The sequence below is a fragment of the uncultured Lactobacillus sp. genome, assembly GCF_948948975.1.
Classification (GTDB): domain Bacteria; phylum Bacillota; class Bacilli; order Lactobacillales; family Lactobacillaceae; genus Lactobacillus.
This window is the reverse complement of the sequence record NZ_CARBVX010000002.1, coordinates 70,561-88,150: the sequence shown is the minus strand read 5'-3', so window position 1 is coordinate 88,150 and position 17,590 is coordinate 70,561. Positions and strand designations below refer to the sequence as shown.

The following is a 17,590-nucleotide window of genomic DNA, read 5'->3' as shown; positions in this document are numbered from 1 at the left end:
CTCTCAAGAAACGGAGAAACACATCACTGAAGTGGAATTGTTCAATATTGATCCTAATCATTTCAACCTTATTAAACCTGGAAACAAGGCAGAACTATATGCCGGTTATCAAGGGGATGTAGGCTTGCTAGTCAGTGGAACGATTTATAAAACCACTATTCCTACTTTGAAAGAAGCGGATACAGCTTACAAGCTAAGGATTATGGAAGGTGAAGATTACACCAAAAAGCCTAAGATTAACCTAACTTTCGCAGCTAATACTTATGCTTCTACAATAATTCCTCAAGTTGTAAGGACAGCAGGAATTAATCTAAGAAATGTTTCTTTGAAGGATAATAAATGCTACAAAGATGGTTTTACCGCCGATTCTCATCCTATGGAGGTTTTGGATACTTTGGCTCAGGATTGCAAAACAAGTCTTTTCTACTTGCGTGGCCAACTTACTCTAAGATATGTGTACGACGGTTCAATTGACGGTCAATTTGATCTTGGACCACAGACCGGATTAGTTGAAGGACCAACTAGAGAAAGTCGTGATGATTGGGCAGATTATGAAGAGGATGACGACGGACTAGGTGTCTGGAGTTATTCAGCAACTTCCATATTGAATTATCATCTAACTACTTTTTCATCGGTTAAATTACATAATAAGTATGTAAATGTAAATGCTATGGTTATTAACGGTGAGCATTCCTTTGACGGAGAGGAAGCAAGAACAGAATTTGAGGCGGTGACTAAATAATGGTTAAAGCAAGAGATCAGGATATTAGGTTTATAAAATCTCTTATTCAAACGTTAAATGCGACCATTCATGTTGCCCAATTAGGGCGTGTGTATAGAACAAATGAAGATAAGTCATTAGTTGATATACAGCCGTTAGCATTAAATTCAAGTGGAACAAAAAGAGCACCTTTAATTAATGTACCGGTCGGTTTAGTCGCCAGACAATACATCAAAGAAGGTGCTGTTGTTTTAGTTCAATTTCTAGATCGTTCGAAAGAAAATTGGGATCGAGGTAGTAATCAAGAGTTTCCTCTAGGGAGTAAGAGAATGCATGATGTTAATGATGCAATAGTTAGTGAGGTGATGTGGATTGAAGGACATTAAATTAGTAGATAAGGATATTAACTTAGGTCTAGTGGAGGGGGTCGATGAAGTTATACAATCAGGCACCATCATCCTTAGTACTCGGCGAGGTGAATTTGATTTAGTTCCTGAACTAGGTACGGATCGAAGTAGTCTTTTAGGTAAGAAATTTTCAAAAGAAATAGCTGCTAGTGATATCTATGATGCTCTTAGCCAAGATGATAGATTCAACAATATCCATACTACAGTTGTAGAAGATAGAAATAGCCGTTCAGCAACCATACACCTCACTGCTACTGTTAAAGAGCAACAGGTAGAGATGGAGGTGGACTATGCTTGATAAGAATGGTTTTACGAGACCAACTTACAACGAAATAGTAGAACAAGAATCAGATAAGTGGGTGCAATTGTTTGGCGAAAATGCTCAAACAAATACTCACTCAGTTGGTGGCATTATTATTAGAATTCACTCTTTTTTCTTGGATAAGCTTTATCAGCTAGCCGAAGTGATTTATAATTCGCAATTCGTTGATAGTGCAGTTGGTACTACCTTAGATCAATTAGGAGCTAATGTTGGTCTTACTAGGCAACCTGGTCAAGCAGCGATTGGAACAGTTAAATTTACCGGTACCGTTGGTTTTGTCATTCAGTCAGGTCTTCTTGTAAGGACTCCTGACGGTTTGGAATACATGACTTCTGAAGATGTAACTATCGGTCAAGATGGGACTGGGATTTCGCATTATTTATATGCTACCGGTTCTGGTGCTAAGTACAACAAGGCTAATGCGGTAGACGCAATTATGGTAACTCCCAGTGAGTCTGTTACTGCTGTTAGTGTATCAGAGGTAACAGGAGGAGCAGATGAAGAAACAGATGAAAGTTTTCGAGAGAGAATTGATTTGGCAAACAAAACAGTTATGCCTTCATCCCCTTATAATGGCGTTATTTCAGCAATTGAGAAAGTGACTGGTGTTAACGCCGTTAAAGTTGTGTCTAATGACACTATGACCGATGATCTTAAGACAGACACGCCGGCTAAATCACTCCATATATTTGTTGACGGAGGTTATAAGGATGATATTGCAGAAGCAATATTTTCTTCCGTAGCCGCGGGTGTTAAGACTGTTGGAGTTCAAGAAGTTGAAGTGATCGACATAGCCGGTGGTAAGCATCAAATTTGTTTCGATTTTCCGCAAACACAAGATGTATATGTATCGATCAAGCTGACCAAAACAATGGAATATCCACTAGATGGGGATGACCAAATTAAAAAGATCTGTATAGATTATATAAATGGGGTAGGCATGGGTAATACTGTACACTATTCCTATTTATATAGGTTGATTTATGAGCAAGTCCCAGGGATTACAGTAGCTGATATCAAGATAGGTACGTCTAGAACACAAATGTCAGCACAAGATATAGAGCTTAGAACAATTGAAACAGCTCAAATTACTAGCGAGAAGGTAGTGATTTCATGAGTTTTTTCAAAGAGTTCTTAGGCAAATTTCCTAGCTCATTTACGATACGGATTAATAGTAGTAACTGGAAATTATCCAAGTACTACACTAGTGGATTGGATGAAACTAAAGAAGTACTTGAAAATATTGATAAGTACCGAAATATTGATAATGCTGAGGGCAAAGTCTTAGATAAATTAGGCGATAAATACGGTGTTAAACGGGGGCCGGCAGATGATGCATTCTATCGAATGATGATTCGTTCTAAAATTGCTAACCGCAAAGGCGATGCCACAGTTAACGGTATTTTGAGGACAATGCAGAATGCTTTGGGCATAGACGTTAAAGGCGTAAAGATTGGTCCTGTATATCATGATGGTGTACAGGAACCATTATCTTTACGCCTTTCTAATGTGCCGTTATCTTTTGCTCGATCTGAATTTGAACAAGAATTTATGCTACGGCAAATTGAATCAATTATTGCGGTAGGAGTAAGGCTTCAAGATATCCAGTTGATCGTCCCTATCAGCGGTAATTTCGGTGTTGGTGGTGGAGTAGCCACTGCATATAGCTTCACTCTAGATGATAGTAAAGATTACGATTTTGAAACTCATTTTAAAGGGATTGCTCTTGGCGGTTCACTAGATCATACAGTAACTGTATCAATGGATGATAGCAAAGACTACAGACATCGAATTACTGGTACTTACTTTAGTGGTGCAACAAGTAGCAATGTTTCAATTGCTGAAATGGACGATACAAAAGATTATATCCATTCACTTGTTGGTAATGTCTCAGCTGGAGCAAGCACAGATGGCGTAGCCACTGTGGAGCTTACAGACCAGTTTGATGCGAAATTTGAAGTTAAAGATAAAACGAAAACTGGGGCAAGTGTTGGTGCTCTGGAAATATATGAAATTGAGTAAGGAGGATTAGATGGCAGAATTTAAGCGAGTAGTCATTACTCGAAAAGGACAAGCCTTGATGGCCAAGTTAATGTCTGGATCAGGAACCACACATTTTACGGCGATCAAAGTTTCAGATTCAAGCTTTAATGAGGATCAATTGGAAGGTTTAACATCAATTGGAAATGTTAAACAAACTGTATCTATCAGCAAGGTAGATAGAACAAATAATGTGGCAGCGGAAGTTGAGGGAGCTATTTCAAATACTAGCTTGACTGTTGGGTATTACATGCGGACATTAGGCCTATATGCACAAGATCCGGATGAAGGAGAGATACTTTATGCGGTAACTATTGCATCACAAGCTGGTTATATGCCGCCTTTTAATGGAAAAACAACCTCCGGTGCATTTTTTAGAATCACTACGACAATTGGTAATGCCGATAATTTAAACGTTCAAGTTAATCCATCGGCGGTAGCTACTATTGGAGAAATTAATGATCTTCAAAAGCAGATTGATGCAATGAAAGAGGTTGATAAAGGACTAGGTAATAGAATCCAAGTGTTAGAAAAATCAAACCTGGTGCCTTATCAAAAATTTACGAATGTCGAAGACGCAAGAAAATGGTCTGAAAAGTACCATGGAATTGCTGAAGTTGTCGACTCATAGGAGGGATGCATATGGGATTTTTTATTAATGGCCGTGCAGTTGATGATGCTAATTCTAATTATTCAGGTGCGCTCAAAAATATTAGATATTTAACTGAAGATGATGATCTTAATGCTATTACGGAGCAGGGAATATATTTAATTTCTAAAAGTCATGGAGAACCACTTCATAATCCCACTCTTGATGTAATCCAAAATCGAGATTATTGGACTTTGATGGTGATACATCATGATGATGGTCAAGTTCAACAATTTGCAATTAGTGAATACACAATGGCTTACAGATGGATAACCTGGGGTGTTGTTCATGGTGATTGGAAAAAATTTATTTTTGAGGATGATCTCAAAAAAATTAGTGACAGAATCCAAGTGTTAGAAAATAAAATCGGGGGGGGTAATTAAAGGGCTTTATATCAAGCTTTTTAGCTGCTTTTTCGATAATGGAAAGGTGGCAGCTTAATGTTATATATTGGTAAAGAAAGAGTGCTTACGTCTTCGGATAATCTGGGGATGAAATGGAACTTGCTTGATGGAACAGCAGATTTTAGGAATGCAATTCATCCATTTGATTCTCCTATTGAGACAGACGTCAAATCACCTTATGGGAATAAGTGCTATCACGGTGAGCGACCATGGAATTATATGGCTATCCCAGTAAATATAGTTAAGGATCATATCTATTGCTTTAGCTTATCAATTAAGTTTGCTAATACGGCACACTATGATATGCGTGGCTATGATGGAAACGAAATTGAGTTTATAAAACCTCATTTGTTTACTGATCTTTCAAAAGTTCCAGTAGATAAATGGCTTAGACCATATGCTGTATTTAAAGCGATTAAAACAACAACCTATAATTTGGCAATCTCTCCATCAGATGCCATTAAAGCAGACTATGGCGACTATATGCTTGTTGAAGGTGATACACCGGCAGAGTGGAACTACTCCTTGAAAGACTTTAGAAATCTTGTGGGGGGGGTAAATAGCTCCCTTATTTACAGCTATACTCCTGGAATGGAGGTGGCTTAAATGTCTTTACTTTTCAACGGTACAAAATTAGCTAAGATAACCGACACGATGTCTGGTGGAGTAAATTTGCTTAATAATACTCTTACCATGAAGAATTTTGATAATATGGGTAATCGTGGAGAAAGTAATAATGACCCAAACATCAACTTCACTATTGATCCTAAAGAAGAGTATCAAAATGAAACCAATGCAAAGGAAATAAAAACTTCTGTTTTCCATGTTTACGCTCATAAGTTGGTTAATGCGCCGGTTGCGCTAGGACAAGATATTTATTTGCCGGCGGGTACATGGACACTAAGTTTTTTAGCACGAAATAATACTAATTCTGATGAAACTAATACAGTTAGTTTTTTCAGTAATTGGTGTGTAAATAATGGCTGGAGTCCCCTAGGCACTTCGGATCTAATCGATGGAGTTTGGAGACAACACAAAATTACATTTACGACTTCGCAAGGGATTCTCCATGAAAATATTCGTGTACATAACGTTTCGCAGGACGATGTTCCTCGAGGTTCAATGTATTTTGCTAATTTTAAGCTCGAGGCTGGATCCCAGGCAACGACTTACTGTCCTAGTTATACGGACATTTTTAATGAATTAGAAACGATTAAGAACAAAATAGGGGGGGGTAATAGCTAGTTTTATAGGCTATTTCTTCAATCATGAGGAGGTGGCTGTATAATGCTTATTTTTAATGGAAATAAAATTAGTAATGATTATAGAATTAATTCTCAAAATGCAGTAGACGATAAATTTGATTTGAATAGTACTTGGTATGGGATCAAACATATCAATGGAAAAGCTCCGCAGAACTATCCAAAAGATTTTTTGCCTTGGGGAATATGTATTGCCATTGAAACGGTAACTGGCGGAAGAGTACAAATTGCTATTGATACTAGTAATAAAGTGGCGATTAGAAACTATGCGGGGAATTTTGAGTCAATTACTTGGTCGGCATGGAGAATTCTGGGGTAGTCAAGATTAATTGCAACAGATTGGGCGCTTGCACCAGAAGATTTTTTAAATGAAAGGAATTAAGATAATGCAACAAATGACAGCAGAGGACTTAACAGTCTTAAATAATTTATTGGAAAAATACGACATCAAGGGCTGGAGTCCTGCCTTTATTAGTACTCAAAATCATCCTTGTGCTATGACGCTCTTACCTTTCGAATTGGTAGGAGATGACGTAGTTACACTTATTAAGGATGCACCAGATAAACGATTGAAATTTCCTATTTATGACGGTGTCAAATGGATTGAAGGCGGCGAAAAGACGCAAGCTCAAATTTTGACTGAAATTAAGGAAGATCAAGAAGCCATCAATAAGAAAATTGAAAGTTCTGAAAACCGCACTGCAAACGCTGATGGTAATGCAGAGGCATTGCGTAAGGATGTTAAGAACTTGTCACGTAGTATCACCATGCTTACAGCATTAGTAACCAAGCAAGCAGGTGCAGGAGTTACACCAACTGCTCCGGCAAAGAAGGATGGTGAAGCTTAATGTCTACAGCAGAGATTTTTGAAGAACTATACAAGATGGAGTTTGAATGGGGCACTTTAAGTGCTGAAACTATTCATGGTTGGGTTGGTCTTACCATTGATGCGGCAGCATATAAGCGTATTACCGGCCAAGACTACACGGTGGTTACTAAGCCTGAATCTGATCCGGTAGAAGTAGAGTTACCTAAGCAAACAGATAGTTCTACCTCCACCTATGTAAGATAGGGTGTGATTTTATGTGGCGTAATCTAAAAAAGAACTTTACATGGCTGATCCTAGCATTAGAAACGTATGGATTAGCCATTTATTTTATCTTTAAGCATAGTACAGGTATTTTTATGCCTCCAGGAAGTGTGCTGGATTTCTTAGACGATCCACCATTTATTTTTATGCTTGGAATTGCAGGTACGCTTGCGTTTGTTTTCTCACTATGGGATATTCGTTATTTATTTTATAAGCCTTTGATGACTGGCGTTTTATCGTTCGTCTGGTTGATGTTTTTTGGAGCTTTTATTTTCCAAGATATCAGCAGTCATACATTGGGGCTTCCGTCAATATTGGCCTCTTCAGCTTTGTTAACGATGTTAGGGGAGATCTTAGTTAGAAGGGGTTGATGACTGTGCACGATCAAGTTCTAGTGGCGCTGATAAGTACAATAGGTTCTGTAGCCGTAGCATACTTGACAACGCACCAGAGCAGCAAGCCATCAAAATATGATGAGCTAAAGGAAGAAAATGAAGAGTTGAAAAGAAAGTTAAAGGAAGAAAATAATGAAGATGATTAATGATGTTGTTAATTGGTTAATTTCCTCAGGAGCGCTAACAGCGCTTTTTATTTTTGCCTGGAAGTATGTCAAACCGTGGCTAGATAATAAGGCCGCTCATGCTTCTACTGAGCAATCAAGAGCAACTTGGCAATTACTTAAGGGCTTTGCTGATACTGCTGTTACCTCTTTAGTGGGTAACCAAAATTTGAATGGTCAAGAAAAGTTTTCTGAGGCTACTCAAACTGTTAAAAATCTGGCTAACCAGCAAGGAATCCAAGTTTCTAACAAGGCCGCACAGTCACTTGTTCAAGCAGCTTATGAAAACTCACCATTAACGCCAACTGTACAAGTTGATGTCAACGAAAGCCCAAACACTGTAGTAGACGGCTTTAAAACCAAGGAGGAAAAATAATATGTTAAAGATGGTTGATGTATATAGTGGAAGTCCTAGAAGCTTTGCAACTCAGGCTGAAACAGATATCACTATGGTAAAGGCTACTCAGGGAACGTATTACGTAAATCCTTATTGTGATACTGATTATCAAGCTGCCAAGAAAGCTGGGAAGATGCTCGGCGTCTACCACTATGCAGGTGGCGGAGATCCGGCTGTTGAAGCTAATTTCTTCTATAAAAATACCAAGAATTATATTGGCGAAGCAGTTCCTGCCTTAGATTGGGAAGATTATCAAAATCCTAAGTATGGTAAGGACTCAAACTGGTGTCGCAAATTTGTTGATAAGTATCACGAATTATCTGGCGTTTGGCCTCTTATCTATACTGGTCAAGCTGCACTTCCAGAAGTTGGAAATTGCGCTAAGGATTGCGGTTTATGGTTAGCTTGGTACGCTACTATGAATTGGAATTCTTGGACATTACCAAATGTTAGTTTCAATGTCAGCCCATGGCCAACTTATACTATTTGGCAATTTACGGGTGGCGACATGGATAGAAATGTGGTTAATACTACAAAAGAAGGTTGGTTGAAACTTGCTAAGCCCAATGTTGATGGTAGACCTAGTTCTCAACCTGCACTTTCAGAAGTCAAACCACGACCAGAAGTTAAAAAGTGGACTGACGATCTTGATGATACTTGGTACTCTGAAAAAGGTACGTTTGTAACAGGTGGAGCAATCAATCTTAGATATGGAGCTAAAACAAGTTCTAAGATTATTGCTCAACTCCCAGCAGGTACAGAAGTTAAGTATGATGCTTATAGCCGACACGATGGATATGTCTGGATTAGACAACCTCGATCAAATGGATACGGATACTTAGTATGTCGTGCTGGTAATGAAGCATGGGGAACTTTTAAGTAGAAAATTTAAAACAGTTGAAAAGCCACTCTGGAGTTAATTCTCTGGAGTGGCTTTTTTGCATACAACAAATTTTCTATTATTTTAACTATGTTTTATTATTACAATTTTACTTACAAAATGTTATACTTAACTTGCAACAAGTTAGAAATTCTAAAATTCAATGCACTCAAAAAGCATTACCTGATCGTCACAAAAGGTAATGCTTTTTTATCGCTTAGTGCAACCTTCTAAGCGTTGAGGGTGGAGTAAGGCGACCATTAATGCTTTTTGTTGTGATGCCGATCATCCAACCAGTGATCGAATAGTGATTTCACTATTTCCACAAGAATGGGAGCTACAACTAAAGTTAGAAATTCCTTCAATGAACTCACCTCCTTTCAAGAGGAGGCAATAGTCGCTGAAATAATTATAGCAAAATCAAAGGTGGGAAAGTAATTGAAAAAAGCAAGTAAATTAGCTGAACGTTTTAAAGATTTTGATTATGAAGCCTACTGGAAAAAATGGAATGAAGAGCATCCCGGTCAATCTAAAGAAATTGATTGGGGCGAACCAGTTGGGAGAGAATTTAAATGGTAACCTCTAAAAAGTAAAACATATAAAATGTATTTTAAAAGCCGCTCTAGAGTTGAATCTCTAGGGCGGCTTTTTACGTAAAAAGTACGTAAAAAAATTTATTTTAAGTTACATCTCATTGCTTTTTATGGAAAAAGCTTCTCTTACTAGCGCTTATTTTCGTTCTATTCCTCTATACGGTTAGACTTCCTCAATCCAGTCCTTATCAAAATTAGCTTTAGCTTTTTCGGCAATTTTTTGAGCAACTTCTTGATTAGGACATAGTGCAATTACAATGCCGCCTAAGCCGCCACCAGATAATTTAGCACCTAAAGCGCCATTTTCATTAGCAATTTTACAAATATTATCGATTTTCTCAGTTGAAAGCTTAAAGGAGGCAAGAATATTTTCGGCTTCATTAAAAATCTTTCCGATTTCTTCCGCGTTTTGGTTAAACCAGTTTTTCCGCGTTGCGGTAGCTAATTCTCCAAGACGGGCAATTTGTTTCTTTTTAAGATCACTTTCATCCATTTGTTTTTTAACTGATTGAACTGCAACTCTAGTATTTCCAAGTTCACCTGTATCCATAATTAATAGGGTAGCACCTAATTTTTGAGAAAGTTGTTTTGGCCCGTCTTGCTTATTGAAGAAAACTAAGTAATCGGAATTTACAGTAGCAGCGTCAAGGCCTGAAGCTTTTCCATGATTAATCATTTCTGCATGATTAGTAATTTCCATAATTTCAGTTTCAGAAAGAGTCAATCCTAAAAATTGTGAGACAGCTTTGGTAGTTCCTAAGGCTACAACTGCACTTGATCCAAAACCACGCTCCATAGGAATTTCACCAGTATAAGTGACCTTAAGGTTAGGAGCGTCTTTTACTCTTTCAAGTAAGGTTTTCACAATATATTTAATGCCATCATATTCCTCAGGAGCATTAAAAAAAGCACCATGATAATGGGTTGTATCCATCCAAGTTGGACCATCAGTTTCTTCAATAGTTGTGGTGATATTTAAGACCTGGATTGGAAGAGCGAGGGCATCATAGCCATAAACTACAGAATGCTCACCAATAAGAATCACTTTTCCATGTGCTTTGACTTCTATTTTTTTATTCACAATTATCTTTCCTATATTATAAATTTCATTACGTCTAATTGCTTTGTCTCATATGCTAAAATATTTGCTAAGGAGACTATAGACTTATGATTAATGTAATTACTGGTAGACAAGTAGACAACTTGCAAAATGAAATAATTGATCAAGCTGTTAAGTCATACTACCAAGACAAAAGACACGATGTTTTTATTATCGTGCCGAACCATATTAAGTTTACCACAGAAGTACGCGCACTTAGCAAGCTCTCTGTTTTAACAAATAAAAAACAAATTGCAGTAAATAAATTACATATTCTTTCTTTTTCACGACTAGCTTGGTATTTCTTGAGAGATGAGGCAATTAAATTACCGCAAATTCTAGATGATGCCGCTAGTGTCATGCTTCTAGAGCAAATTGTTAAAGATCATCAAGAGGAATTAAAGCTATTTCAGAGTCAAACTCAAGTTACATCTGGTGCCTTAAGACAAATGTATGAGGCTATTTTATCTGTGCGAGCCGGTAATATTGAACTAGATAATATTGATGAAAAGAAATTAAATGAAGAAACTAGCTACAAAATTCATGACTTAAGAATTATTTATGATGAGTTTATTGAACGTTTGTCAGAAAAATTTGCTACAAAAGATGAGATGCAATTATTGCTTAATGAGTTTCTAGCAAAAAGCAATAATTTGAGCACCATGGAATTTTATTTTTCTGATTTTTCACATTTTTCTTTACAAGAGTTAACCTCGGTTCGTTTAATTTCAAAAAAGGCAAAAAATACAACTTTAGCTTTTAAAACAAAAATTGGCAAAATTGATAATAATGCTGAACCAGGTGACTATGACTACGTAGTGCAGCATACAATTGGCCAATTAGAACATTTTTGGCAAAATCAGCAATTAGATTATCAAACTCAAGAGTATCCACTTACTCAAACCAGTCCTAGCTCTCTACTAAACGGTGTCTGGACAAAAACAAGTGGATTTGATGAACGTTTAAGTAAGTTTTTGCAACCAGTTAAAGCAGATTCAAGGTATGCAGAAGCCTATTTTGTTGCGCGGACAATTTACCAACAGGTAGCCTTAAACAACTATCGCTATCAGGATTTTCTAGTTTTAGCACCTAATTTAAGTGAATATGAGACATATTTAACTCCAATTTTAAGGCAAAACCAGATTCCTTTCTTTAACGATCTGCAAAGAGAAATGAAATACCATCCCCTGGTAGTTGCTGTTGAAAATCTACAGCAAATTTTTAAGCGTGGTTTTCAAACAGATAATGTAATTGCATTGATGAAGACGCAACTATTTATTCCTGACTGGTATAAAAATTCTGCTCGCTATCAAAATGATGTTGACCTACTTGAAAATTTTGTCTTAGCCCATGGTATAAAAGGTAAGCTATGGACGAAATCTTTAAAGAACTTTGTAGATGCAGATGTAATTGCTTTAGATAAATCTGAGAAAGAAGTAGAAGAACTTGATCGACTACGAGAGTACTTTATTGATGCTTTAAATAAATTTTTTGAGCAACTTGATAAAGAAGGAAATCCCCAAGCTGGAGTAACAGTTTTCTGGAATTTTCTAATTAAAAATCGTGTTGCGAAACGTTTAGAAAGTTGGCGAAAAGAAGCTAATGATGCAGGCGATTTACAATTGGCCCAGCAACCAGAACAAGTTTGGTCAACTTTAACTGATCTATTAAAGGACTACTTACTGGTAGCAAATAAGTTTTCTGTAAGCCAATTTTTTGATCTGTTAATTAGTGGCTTTAGTGAAGCTAATTTCTCACAAATTCCGTCTACTCTTGATGCAGTTAACATTTCTGAATTAGGTATGGTTCAAGGTCAAGGATATAAGCAAGTTTTCATTATTGGTGCAACTAGTAGTAACTTGCCTCAAATTGAAAAAATACCGGGTTTCTTTAGTTCTGAAAATTTAGAGCAGCTAAATGAAGGAAATGAAGCTAATGGATACTTAGAAGATCAGCAAAAGATCAATAACTTAGACCAAAATTACCAATTTGGAAATGCTTTGAGCTTGGCCAGTGATAAAATTTATATTTCTTATCCAGTAATTAATACTGCAAATGAACAATTAGAACCTTCAATTTTTTATAAGCAGTTATTAAAGTTAACTCGCGCTGATGAATTTGCCCAACATGATTTACCTCAGAATAATGGAGAGGTTTTAACTTTTATAACTAATCCAGAAGCAAGTTTAGGTTACTTAACCTATTTAAAAAATAAAGCAGCTACTGATGTAGACTCTTTATTGAAAATGACTGAAGAAAAAATTGGTGAAGTAGCACAAAATGTGCTTGAAGGAAGCGACTTTAAGAATGTACCTCAAGATCTTTCGCCGGATCTAGCCCAACAGCTGTACGGTGATCGTATTGAAACTTCTGTGTCACAACTAGAAACGTATTATCAAAATTCTTTTGAATACTTCTTAAATTATGGTTTACATTTGAAGAAACGCTTTGAAAATGAACTTGATGTAGTTCAGGCGGGAAACTACTACCATGAAACTTTTGATTATCTTGTTAAAAGAATTAAAGAAAAGAAGTTAAACTTTGCTGATTTAACAGAGGAGAAGTTAGGCGAGCTTTTAATTGAAGTAAGAGAAGAACTAAAAGAAAAGGGCAGATATCGTCAACTTTTAAATGATCCATTTAATAAGTATCTATTTCATAAGTTAGACCAAACTACAGCTAATGTAGCTCATTACTGGCATAGCAATGTAAATAAGACGACTTTTAGACCCCAGTATTCCGAATTAAGTTTTGGTAAAAATCAAAAGGTAAGTGGTCTTTCATATAGCTGGAAAGATGATAATAATAAAAAGAAGATTGTAGATCTTCGCGGAAAGATGGACCGAGTTGATTTGGCTCAAGTAAATGATCGAGTTTTAGGTGAAGTGATCGATTATAAGTCATCCGCAAAAAAATTTGACCTAGGTTTATTTGCAAACGGAATTTCAATGCAGATGATTTCCTACTTAGAAGTTTTAAAAAATAATAATAAGTTTTTTGCTCAAGGTAAGGATTTAGATGTTTTAGGCGCATTTTACCAAAATATTACTAGTAGTCTTGAACGTTTGAGCAGTGAAAAAATGATCTTAAGCAATTATCAAATTAAAGATTTGGCTAAAGAAAGTACTAAGAAGTTAATGTATAACGGAATCTTAATTGCAGATGAAGAAATGCTTGATCTAATAGAACCTGGAATGGAAAAAGATCGCGCTGTCTCTGATCTATATACTAGTGTTAAGCGAAAGGTAAACGGCGATATTAGCTGGCCACAAAACCAGAGTTTTACTCCGGATCAACTAGACTTGCTATTAGCTTATAACTCCTACTTAATAAAAAATGCTGGTAATGAGATTTTGTCCGGAAAGATTGAATTAGATCCTTATTCTTATGGTCAACAAACATCCCTTACTTATTCTGACTTTAAAGATATCTTCTTCTTTGATGCAATGCTCAAAGAAAATAACTATCATAAGATTAGATCCATTGATAAAAAGACGCTTTTGAACCTAATAAAAGAAAAATTAGACTTGGATGGTGAAGAATAGTTGACGAAATTTACTAAGGAACAAAATCAAGCAATTAATGATTATGGAAAAGATATCCTAGTTTCAGCATCTGCTGGTTCAGGAAAGACTACAGTATTAGTTGAACGTGTTTTGAAACGTATTTTATCTGGTACACCAGTTTCATCCCTTTTGATTATCACTTTTACTAAAGCTGCTGCTCGTGAAATGAAGGAGCGAATCAAGCAAAAAATAAGCGATCAAATTGAGAAAGAGCCTAATAATCAATTTCTTCGTAGCCAATTATTAGATGTTGATACTGCAAATATATCTACAATTGATTCTTTTTGTTTAGATGTAATTAGACGTTTTTATTATGTAATTGATCTTGATCCACAATTTAGTGTTTTAACTGATGAAACTCAAGCTGAACTGTTAAAAGAGCGTGCCCTACATGAAATAGAAATTGAGTACCTTGAAAAAAATGATCAAGAATTTCAGGATTTTTATGATAATTTTTCTGGTGATAGGGATGCTGAAGGAGCGCGAAATCTTTTATTGCAGTTGTACAATACTGCAGTTACTGAGCCTAATTATGAAAAATTTCTCAATAATCTGCCTAGTTCTTATCAAGTTCAAGATGATTTAATTAAATCGGACCTGTGGCAGAGTCGGATTAAGCCAGTTTTAATAAAAGAGATAAGGGATCTACAAACTGAAATACGACAGCTCTTTGAAAATCCTCAAATGGAAAATCCAGATTTAGTAAAGGTTAAGGAAAACTACGATATCTTTACCAGTCGTTTAGAGCAATTCTTAAATGCTTTGAAAGATGATCATTCTTATAATGAAATTCGAGCTAATTTAATGAATTGTAAATTTGAAAAGAACATTCGCAAGTCTAAAAAGTGGTCAGAGGAAAGTCTTGAAACTTACCAAGAAAGTCAAAAACTAAAATCTGATTTAAATGATCAACTTAAGAAGATCTTTGCTAACTTTTTTGTGGTAGAAGAAAAAGAACAGGTAAATATTCTCAAAAAATCAGAAAAATTAGTTAAAACCATTGTTGATGCTGAGAAAAAACTAATTAAGAGATTTGGTCAATTAAAACGAGAACAAAATTTAATTGACTATAGTGATATGGAGCAATTTGCTTTCAGCATTCTTACCACCGATACTTCGAATGCTCATATTGCCCAAGAATACTATCAAGAAAAATTCAATGAAATCCTAATTGATGAGTACCAAGATGTTAATGCTTTGCAGGAAAATATCATTGCAGGCATCAAAAAGAAGGGACAAAACAACCTATTTATGGTTGGAGATATAAAACAATCTATTTATGGCTTTAGACAAGCACGTCCTGACTTGTTTTTAAGCAAATATCATGCTTATGGACAGAATGATGATAGTGAAAAAATCATCTTATCAGATAATTTTAGGTCAACAAAAAGAGTTACTAAGACAGTTAACTCTTTATTCAATCCAATTTTAACTGCAAATTTTGGTGGAATTGATTATAAAAAAGAAGGACAATTACAATTTGGCGCGACTTATTATCCTGCTGACTTGCCTACTGCAAGTGAATATATTTTCACGGATAAAAAACAAACGCAAGCTTCATTTGAAGAAAATTTTGGAGATGAAATGGACTTCAGTGAAATTCAAATGGTTATTGCCAGAATTAAGCAACTTAAAGAAGAAAATTTTCAAGTCTGGGATCGAAAAACACAACTTAAACGCCCCCTGGAATATTCTGATATTGCGATTATTACGCGTACTAGAAGTGACAACTTACGGGTAATGCAAGAATTTGCAAAGGCTGATTTACCTTTATTTGTAACTGATGCTCAGAACTATTTTCAAACATTTGAATTAGTAATGATTATGAATTACTTGAGATTAATTGATAATCCGCAGCAGGATATCCCTCTAGTAGCAGTCTTACGTTCACCGCTTTTTAACTTTAAAGAGCCTGAATTAGCACAAATTAGGGTCAAAACTAAGTCCGGTAATTTCTATAATGCTTTAACTAGTTTTGCGTCAGTCAATTCAGATCTTGGTCAAAAATGTAAAAACTTCCTTCAACAATTAGAATCTTTACGATCATTTGCGGCAACTCATCGAATTTCTGAGTTGATTTGGAGCATTTATGAAAGAACTCATCTGTTAGAAATTGTGACTGGCTTGCCTAATGGTCAACAGCGTAGAGTAAATCTAGAATCTCTATATGAGAGAGCCACTTCTTACGAAAGTGCTGGTTTTAAAGGATTATATCAATTCATTAGTTTTATCGAACGCATGCGGAAAAATCAAAAGGATTTAGCACAACCACTTTTAAGTGATAAGGCTGATAATGCTGTAAAACTAATGACTATCCATGCTTCTAAAGGTCTCGAATTTTCAGTAGTGTTTGTCATGGGGCTAGGCCATAAGTATCAGACACGTGACTTAAGTGGCAATTTTACAATTAGTAAAGACGGACTTGGATTAACAATTAAAGAAAAAGATTATCGAATTGATTCCCTAGTTAAATCTTTAGCCGATGTTGAAAAAAGACAACAAATGCTTGAAGAAGAAGCTAGAATCTTATACGTTGGTTTAACACGTGCTCAACAAAAGCTTATCTTAGTTGCTAGTGTAAGTGAGATGGAGACTAAGCAGAAAAAATGGGAAAGTGAAATTGATCAAAAAAAGAACATTCTTCCATTAATAAGAAAAATCAATGCCCAGTCGCCACTAGATTTCTTAGGACCTAAGTTAGAGCAAAAACATGAATTTGATCAAAAAATCGAAGACATGACCTTAGCTTTAGAAGAGCAAGATAAGATTTACTACTTAAAGTTTGATGTGCAGTCAAATTCGGAAGAAAATAATGAGCAAAAAGAAGATATTCAAAAATTAAGTTCTAAAATGAATGATGTAGTCAAAACCCTTTATAATTTTGAATATCCATTTTCGGATGCCACTAAAACTACAGCCTATCAGTCTGTCTCTGAGATAAAAAAAGTATTTAATGATCCTATGGATACTGAACTTGAAAATTCACGTCTTATTTCTTCAAGCAATCGATATTTACAACCGATTGATGAAACTCCCGTATTTTTAGAAAAACAAAAATTTACTGGAGCAGAGATCGGAACAGCCATGCACCTAGTTTTACAATATTATGATTATCAGGGTGATAAAACTGAATCAAATTTAGAACAAGAAATTGAAGAGCTTGTAGAATTAGGTAAATTAAACCCATTGATGGTGCCACATTTATCAAAAGAGGCCTTAAATTGGTTTGTAATGAGTGAATTTGCGGCAGAATTTTGGCAAAAGCCGGAAAAATTACATAGGGAAAGTCAATTCTCAAGCTTAGTGAATGCTAGTGAACTGTTTAATGATTTTTCTGACTCAGCAGCTAAAATTCTAGTTCACGGAACAATTGATGGATATTTTGAAACAGATGAAGGATTAATTTTATTTGACTATAAAACTGATTTTGTTGACAAAACTCATGAAGAACAAGCAATAGACAAAATTAGGCAAAAATATACTGGGCAACTACGTTTATATGAACAAGCATTAAATGAAATATCGGAAAATAAAAAGGTAATTGGAAAATATTTAATTTTGCTTGACGCAAGGAAAGTGGTCCCAGTAGACTAGAAACAGA

20 protein-coding genes and 1 pseudogene are annotated in these 17,590 nt (G+C 35.7%); 19 read left to right on the top strand and 2 right to left on the bottom strand.

What is annotated here, in order from left to right; all coding sequences use genetic code 11:
* Positions 1–31 precede the first annotated feature (31 nt).
* From Q9R40_RS01395 to Q9R40_RS01320, 16 genes are read left to right on the top strand one after another with little or no spacing between them, the layout of a single operon-like run.
* Positions 32–742, top strand: coding sequence for a hypothetical protein (locus Q9R40_RS01395; RefSeq protein ID WP_304676018.1), 711 nt, complete (start codon positions 32–34; stop codon positions 740–742).
* On the top strand, positions 742–1,107 hold the full coding sequence (locus Q9R40_RS01390; protein WP_304676017.1) for an ABC transporter substrate-binding protein: 366 nt from the start codon (positions 742–744) through the stop codon (positions 1,105–1,107). Before Q9R40_RS01395 ends, Q9R40_RS01390 begins: the two co-directional genes overlap by 1 nt.
* Positions 1,094–1,426, top strand: coding sequence for a hypothetical protein (locus tag Q9R40_RS01385; protein WP_304676016.1), 333 nt, complete (start codon positions 1,094–1,096; stop codon positions 1,424–1,426). The genes Q9R40_RS01390 and Q9R40_RS01385 overlap by 14 nt, the downstream gene beginning before the upstream one ends.
* The gene (locus Q9R40_RS01380; RefSeq protein WP_304676015.1) at positions 1,419–2,567 is read left to right on the top strand and encodes a baseplate J/gp47 family protein; all 1,149 of its coding nucleotides are present in this window, start codon (positions 1,419–1,421) and stop codon (positions 2,565–2,567) included. Before Q9R40_RS01385 ends, Q9R40_RS01380 begins: the two co-directional genes overlap by 8 nt.
* Complete coding sequence (locus tag Q9R40_RS01375; protein WP_304676014.1) at positions 2,564–3,472, top strand: hypothetical protein; 909 nt, start codon at positions 2,564–2,566, stop codon at positions 3,470–3,472. Before Q9R40_RS01380 ends, Q9R40_RS01375 begins: the two co-directional genes overlap by 4 nt.
* 10 nt (positions 3,473–3,482) lie before the next feature.
* Positions 3,483–4,121: a hypothetical protein gene (locus tag Q9R40_RS01370; protein ID WP_304676013.1), complete on the top strand. Its 639-nt coding sequence runs from the start codon at positions 3,483–3,485 to the stop codon at positions 4,119–4,121.
* Between the two features lie 11 nt (positions 4,122–4,132).
* Positions 4,133–4,522 (top strand): pyocin knob domain-containing protein, encoded by a 390-nt coding sequence (locus Q9R40_RS01365; protein ID WP_304676012.1) that lies wholly within the window; start codon positions 4,133–4,135, stop codon positions 4,520–4,522.
* A 57-nt stretch (positions 4,523–4,579) separates the two neighbouring features.
* Entirely contained in the window at positions 4,580–5,149 is a 570-nt protein-coding gene (locus Q9R40_RS01360; protein WP_304676010.1) for a hypothetical protein, read from the top strand.
* Positions 5,150–5,788: a hypothetical protein gene (locus Q9R40_RS01355; protein WP_304676009.1), complete on the top strand. Its 639-nt coding sequence runs from the start codon at positions 5,150–5,152 to the stop codon at positions 5,786–5,788.
* Between the two features lie 42 nt (positions 5,789–5,830).
* A complete protein-coding gene (locus Q9R40_RS01350; RefSeq protein WP_304676007.1) occupies positions 5,831–6,124 on the top strand; it encodes a pyocin knob domain-containing protein in 294 nt (97 codons plus the stop codon).
* A gap of 49 nt (positions 6,125–6,173) precedes the next feature.
* Positions 6,174–6,653: a hypothetical protein gene (locus Q9R40_RS01345; RefSeq protein WP_304676005.1), complete on the top strand. Its 480-nt coding sequence runs from the start codon at positions 6,174–6,176 to the stop codon at positions 6,651–6,653.
* Positions 6,653–6,877, top strand: coding sequence for a hypothetical protein (locus Q9R40_RS01340; RefSeq protein ID WP_304676004.1), 225 nt, complete (start codon positions 6,653–6,655; stop codon positions 6,875–6,877). The genes Q9R40_RS01345 and Q9R40_RS01340 overlap by 1 nt, the downstream gene beginning before the upstream one ends.
* 11 nt (positions 6,878–6,888) lie before the next feature.
* Positions 6,889–7,266: a hypothetical protein gene (locus tag Q9R40_RS01335; RefSeq protein WP_304676002.1), complete on the top strand. Its 378-nt coding sequence runs from the start codon at positions 6,889–6,891 to the stop codon at positions 7,264–7,266.
* A complete protein-coding gene (locus tag Q9R40_RS01330; RefSeq protein WP_304676001.1) occupies positions 7,266–7,436 on the top strand; it encodes a hypothetical protein in 171 nt (56 codons plus the stop codon). The genes Q9R40_RS01335 and Q9R40_RS01330 overlap by 1 nt, the downstream gene beginning before the upstream one ends.
* A complete protein-coding gene (locus Q9R40_RS01325; protein WP_304676000.1) occupies positions 7,423–7,830 on the top strand; it encodes a phage holin, LLH family in 408 nt (135 codons plus the stop codon). Before Q9R40_RS01330 ends, Q9R40_RS01325 begins: the two co-directional genes overlap by 14 nt.
* 1 nt (position 7,831) lies before the next feature.
* Positions 7,832–8,734: a GH25 family lysozyme gene (locus Q9R40_RS01320; protein WP_304675999.1), complete on the top strand. Its 903-nt coding sequence runs from the start codon at positions 7,832–7,834 to the stop codon at positions 8,732–8,734.
* A gap of 257 nt (positions 8,735–8,991) precedes the next feature.
* On the opposite strand, the gene Q9R40_RS01315 is transcribed toward Q9R40_RS01320, so the two are convergent.
* Positions 8,992–9,105 carry a type I toxin-antitoxin system Fst family toxin gene (locus Q9R40_RS01315; protein ID WP_135351965.1) on the bottom strand — a complete coding sequence of 38 codons (114 nt, stop codon included), beginning with the start codon at positions 9,103–9,105 and terminating at the stop codon, positions 8,992–8,994.
* 67 nt (positions 9,106–9,172) lie between these two features.
* Between Q9R40_RS01315 and Q9R40_RS01310 the strand changes: the two are divergent.
* Positions 9,173–9,310, top strand: a pseudogene (locus tag Q9R40_RS01310) (AbrB/MazE/SpoVT family DNA-binding domain-containing protein); the annotation flags it as partial.
* 177 nt (positions 9,311–9,487) lie between these two features.
* Here Q9R40_RS01310 and mvk read toward each other — a convergent pair.
* On the bottom strand, positions 9,488–10,405 hold the full coding sequence (mvk, locus tag Q9R40_RS01305) for a mevalonate kinase (protein ID WP_304675997.1): 918 nt from the start codon (positions 10,403–10,405) through the stop codon (positions 9,488–9,490).
* Positions 10,406–10,491: 86 nt separating this feature from the next.
* On the opposite strand from mvk, the gene Q9R40_RS01300 reads away from it, so the two are divergent.
* Together Q9R40_RS01300 and addA are read left to right on the top strand one after the other, a co-directional pair.
* Positions 10,492–13,968 carry a PD-(D/E)XK nuclease family protein gene (locus tag Q9R40_RS01300; RefSeq protein WP_304675995.1) on the top strand — a complete coding sequence of 1,159 codons (3,477 nt, stop codon included), beginning with the start codon at positions 10,492–10,494 and terminating at the stop codon, positions 13,966–13,968.
* A complete protein-coding gene (gene addA / locus Q9R40_RS01295; RefSeq protein ID WP_304675994.1) occupies positions 13,969–17,583 on the top strand; it encodes a helicase-exonuclease AddAB subunit AddA in 3,615 nt (1,204 codons plus the stop codon).
* Positions 17,584–17,590 lie beyond the last annotated feature (7 nt).